This window comes from Hyella patelloides LEGE 07179, from assembly GCF_900659865.1.
In the GTDB taxonomy this organism is placed as follows: domain Bacteria; phylum Cyanobacteriota; class Cyanobacteriia; order Cyanobacteriales; family Xenococcaceae; genus Hyella; species Hyella patelloides.
On sequence record NZ_LR214149.1, the window covers coordinates 1 to 4,876 of the forward strand.

Here is a 4,876-nt window from a genome sequence, read left to right on the forward strand (position 1 = left end):
GAATACAGCGATTTTAGAAACAGAATAAGAACTAATATATTATTTGACGTTTTTAAATATTGGCGATTGCTATAAACGGTTATATTCAAGCAAATTGATTTAATTATTTTCTTGAGAAAATAATCTGCGGAATGTCAGTTATATGAGATTGAGTTCTTATTTTTTTTATTAAGAACAAGATTGGTAATAATCAATAGTTAGCAATAACTCTTCTTCTCCAGAACAACTTCTATCAAAAAAACCTATAAATTGTAACTAGAGGCTTGTAAACCGAACATTTGAGCGTATAAGCCTTTATTTGACATTAATTCCTGATGAGAACCTACTTCCACAATACGGCTATTTTCTAAAACAACAATGCGATCTGCTAGTTGAACAGTAGAAAAACGATGACTGACAAAAAAGGTCATTTTTCCTGCGGTAAGAGCGCGAAACTTTTCAAATAATTCGTATTCTGCGATCGCATCCAAAGCAGCCGTGGGTTCATCTAAAATTAAAATAGGTGCATTGCTCATAAATGCTCTTGCCATACCAATTTTTTGCCATTGTCCCCCAGAAAGCTCTACCCCTCCTTTAAACATTTTTCCCAGAATTGCCTGATAACCTTCTTCTAAAGTTTCTATGACTCGATTTGCTCCCGCATTAATCGCAGCTTCTTCAATAAGAGCTAAATTGTCTCTCTTAGTGAGATTACCAAAACTGATATTATCTTTTGCACTAAGCTGATAACGAGCAAAATCTTGATTGAGAACCCCAATATTATTTCTTAGCTCTGGTAAGCTAATGTTTTGTAGCGGAATATCATCAATAGTAATCATTCCTGATTCCACATCGTAAAGTCTGGTAATCAGTTTGAGTAAAGTAGTTTTTCCTGCACCATTCAAACCAACTAAAGCAATACTTTCTCCTGGTTTAATTTGTAAATTGAGGTTACATAAGGTGGGTTTGCTTGCACCAGGATAGGTAAAAGTGACATCTTGCAAAACCAAACCCTTTCGTATCGGTTGGGGGAAAGGTTCAGCATAAACCGCATCGATCACTTGAGGTTTAAGGCTTAAAAATTCAAAGAATTGGGAAACATAAAGATTAGATTCATATATTTGGGCAATATTCTGCAAGATAGCTGGTAAAAGCTCTTGAGATTGACTAAAAGCCCCCGTATACATAGTGAAGTCTCCTACCGAAATCTGACCCGCCACTGTTCTCACTAACGTCCAACCATAAGCAAAATAAAAGCCAATACTTACTAAAACTCCAGAAATACCACGCATTTTAGCATAGCGTTCGGCAATTACAGCAGACTTACTATTAAAATCCTGACGAATCCCCCGCCATTCCCTTAATAAATGTTCTCCCAAGTTAAATAATCGTACTTCTTTAGCAAAAGATTGTTGGGTTAAAACCTGCTTTAAATAATCCGACAAACGCCCTGCTTGGGTTTCTCGACGCATCATCCAATATCTTCTACCAGAATAAATAACACTTGTCCAAAAAGAAGGTAGCGAAGTAAAAAATAACAATGGCACAATTGTCCAGTTAAATTGAATTAATAACCCAAGCAAACTAACTAAAGTAAGAGCCTGTCCAAATAAAGCAGTTATAGTTTTGACGACTTTTTGAGGATAGCTAATACCACTACTTTGAGCGCGACTGAGGGTATCGTAAAATTCCGCAGATTCAAAATGAGCTAAATCTAGTTGGATAGCTTTTTCTAACAAGACATAATTGGCATATAAAACAAACTTGTCATTAAAGATCTGCGACACATAAAGATTAACCTGGTTTAAAATTCCTCCCAACAAACTCAATGCAAACCGCATCACTACCAAGTCAATAAAAGGTTGCCAATCCAAATCACTATTACCCCAATTGGCAATTACCAGATCGACAATTGCTTTATTCACCACCAACATTAAAGCAGGAAGTAACGCTTTGACCCCAGTCACGATCAAAGATAAAACCAAGTATAAAGGAGTAGCCTGCCACACCAGACGTAATAGCTGAGTGGTATTGCCAAAGATATCTCGAATTCTTCTGCTGGATGTCAAACTTCTGAGGCTCAAATTGCGACGGATTTACTGTAGCGTATTTTATGCAGAAATTCTGATGAGGTAGTTAATTATTAGTTGTTCTATCTTCAAGCAAAGAATAAAGCACGGGAATCACAATTAAACTCAATAGAGAAGATGCAATTAAACCACCAATAATAGCTACTGCCATTGGCTGACGTAATTCCGCACCTGCACCCCATCCTAATGCAATGGGTAACATTCCTAAAACTGTCGAAGCTGTAGTCATTAATATAGGGCGTAAACGAATTGTTCCAGTTTGAATCAATGCTTGTTTACGAGGTATTCCTGCTTTACGGAGTTGATTGGCATAATCCATTAAGAGAATACCGTTTTTATCCAACAAGCCCAATAAAAAAATTAAGCCAATTAGAGAGATCATGCCAAAATCACTTTGAGTAATCAATAAAGCTAACATTGACCCGATAATTGCTAAAGGAAGAGATAAACCAATCACTAATGGTTCTAACCATCGTTTGAAAGGTAAATATAAAACAGCTAACATTAGTAGAACGGCAATACCTAGAGTAATCACGAATTCTTTCAGTATTTTGCTCGATCTTGCTGAATTTCCTTGAGTATCGATTGTAATACCTGAAAATAATAAAGGTTCTACGATCTCTAATACTTGTTGCGTAACATTTCTGATAGCACTATCTTTAGTTAAATTAGCTGTTAGATAAATTACTCTCTGACTGTTGAAACGAGTTATTGTTTCGATATCTTGAGTTTCTCCTGTAAAAGTAACATCCACTAGGGATGGTAATAGCTCAATTCGTTGCTTTATTGCGATCGCCGTTTGACGCAATTGCTCTAGATTATCTCCCATAAGAGCTATTTTGAAAGGGGTATCCCTTCCCGTTTCCACAAAAGGAATATCTTCTACACTTATATCTACATTATCTATCTTTGCCAAAGCTTGTCTGGCATTTTCTTGTACCGCATCGGTTTTTAAAGAGCGATCGCCTTTTAACTTGACATAAATTTTCCCTTGATTGGCTTGTCCACGAAATCCTGCGACAGTATAGACTGATTCTACTTCAGGAAAATCTAGGACTGTTTGTTCTATTTGTGTTCCTATTTTTAAAGTACGGCGTAAAAGTATCTTTTCTGGGGATTGGGCAATTTTTTTGAGCCAGCCGAAACTAGAGCTATTTGCTCGATCTTCTCGATCTACTGTTTTTTCTATTTTGATGTTAGGCAAAGATGTTTGATACAAAATATTAAATTCCCCTCGATCCAGACTAGGAATAAACCCTTGAGGAATCAAAGGAATCAATGCAACTCCTCCTAGAGAAACAGCTATTGCGATCGCAATTACTTGTTGACGATGGTATAATGACCAAGATAATAAACCACGATATAGATTAATCAATCTTGAGTCATTCTTATTTTGTTGATAATGGTTTCTTCTCTTGAGAAAATAAACCGCTAACACTGGGGATAATGTACGAGCTACTAACAAAGAAGTCAAAACCGCAACCGAAATGGTTAAACCAAAAGGACGAAAAAATTGACCTAATGTACCTCCCATCAAAGCAATAGGCAGAAATACAGCCACAATAGTTAAAGTAGACACCGAAACCGTAACGCCGATTTCATGGGTAGCTAGTAGCGCAGCATTATTAGGGGATTGTCCTTCTTCTAAATGACGAATAATATTTTCTACTTCCACAATGGCATCATCAACAATAATCCCAATAACCAATGCTAATGCCAACAGAGTTAAAGTTTCTAAATTAAACCCTGCTATTGCCATCGCAATAAAAGTACCCAACAAAGAAATAGGTATCGCGATCGCTGTAATCAAGGTAGCTCGCCAGTTTTTCAAAAAAGCAAAGATCGTAATTACCGAAATGGCGATCGCACTTACTAACGCATCGATAGTAGCTTGAGTAGCTTCTTGAATATATTTTGCTTGAGTTTCTGCCAATACTAATTGAGTATCTGTTAATTGTTGCTGCAACTTGTCTGTTATCTGAGCAACTTGCCTAACTATTTCTAGAGTATTTCCTTTTGCGGTCTTAACAATCTGCAATGCGACAGCATTTTTACCATTAAAATGAACTAAATTTTGCTCAGATTTTCCGAGTATATTTACTTTTTGTACCTCTGAAATATCTTGAAAAGCAGGAATAACTTTTGATTTGGCAATATTGGCTAACTCTAACAAAGAGTAGCTTTCGCTTATTAGCACGTAGCTAACAGCAGTAGATTCATTCAAATTAAAAGGAATAACTTTCCAAGTAGTTTCTGTTAGAAAAGATACTTTTTTTAAGTTTTTATCAACATTATCAACTGCCTCATTAATATCTATTCCTGTATCAAATGAAAGATTAACTAATATTTGTTGACGATAAGTTGTCGACTCAATATTAGCTAATCCAGGCAAATCTTTTAAAGCTAACTCAATAGGAATAGTTAATTGCTGTTCTGTTTCTACAACTGTATTTACTTGAGACTGAGCGCGAATGACTATTACTGGAAAAGTAACATCAGGAAATAAATTATACTGCAATGAATTTAAAGCAATAATCCCAGTAACAGCAATTCCAACCCAAAAAGCAATTGTTATACGAGAATATTTAATTGCTAATTGAGATATATTCATCTGATGCTTAGTTAAAAATTCATAATCATAAGCTATCACAAAAAGCAAAAAGCTCTCAAACAGAAGAGGGTTTGAGAGCAGAATCAAGAAGAGAACCTGGCACTGAACTATTTTCCCAGGGGGCTACCCCCCAAGTATCTTCGCCGCAATAACGTTTCACTGTCGAGTTCGAGATGGAGTCGAAGTGGTTCCATTA

General features: G+C 36.1%; 2 protein-coding genes and 1 rRNA gene. All 3 read right to left on the reverse strand.

Annotation, left to right across the window (positions count from 1 at the left end):
* Nucleotides 1–242 precede the first annotated feature (242 nt).
* Entirely contained in the window at nucleotides 243–2,048 is a 1,806-nt protein-coding gene (locus tag H1P_RS31035) for an ABC transporter ATP-binding protein (RefSeq protein ID WP_222427333.1), read from the reverse strand.
* Between the two features lie 67 nt (nucleotides 2,049–2,115).
* Complete coding sequence (locus tag H1P_RS31040) at nucleotides 2,116–4,680, reverse strand: efflux RND transporter permease subunit (RefSeq protein WP_144875011.1); 2,565 nt, start codon at nucleotides 4,678–4,680, stop codon at nucleotides 2,116–2,118.
* Between the two features lie 94 nt (nucleotides 4,681–4,774).
* Nucleotides 4,775–4,876: ribosomal RNA gene (gene rrf, locus H1P_RS31045) — 5S ribosomal RNA — on the reverse strand; the annotation flags it as partial.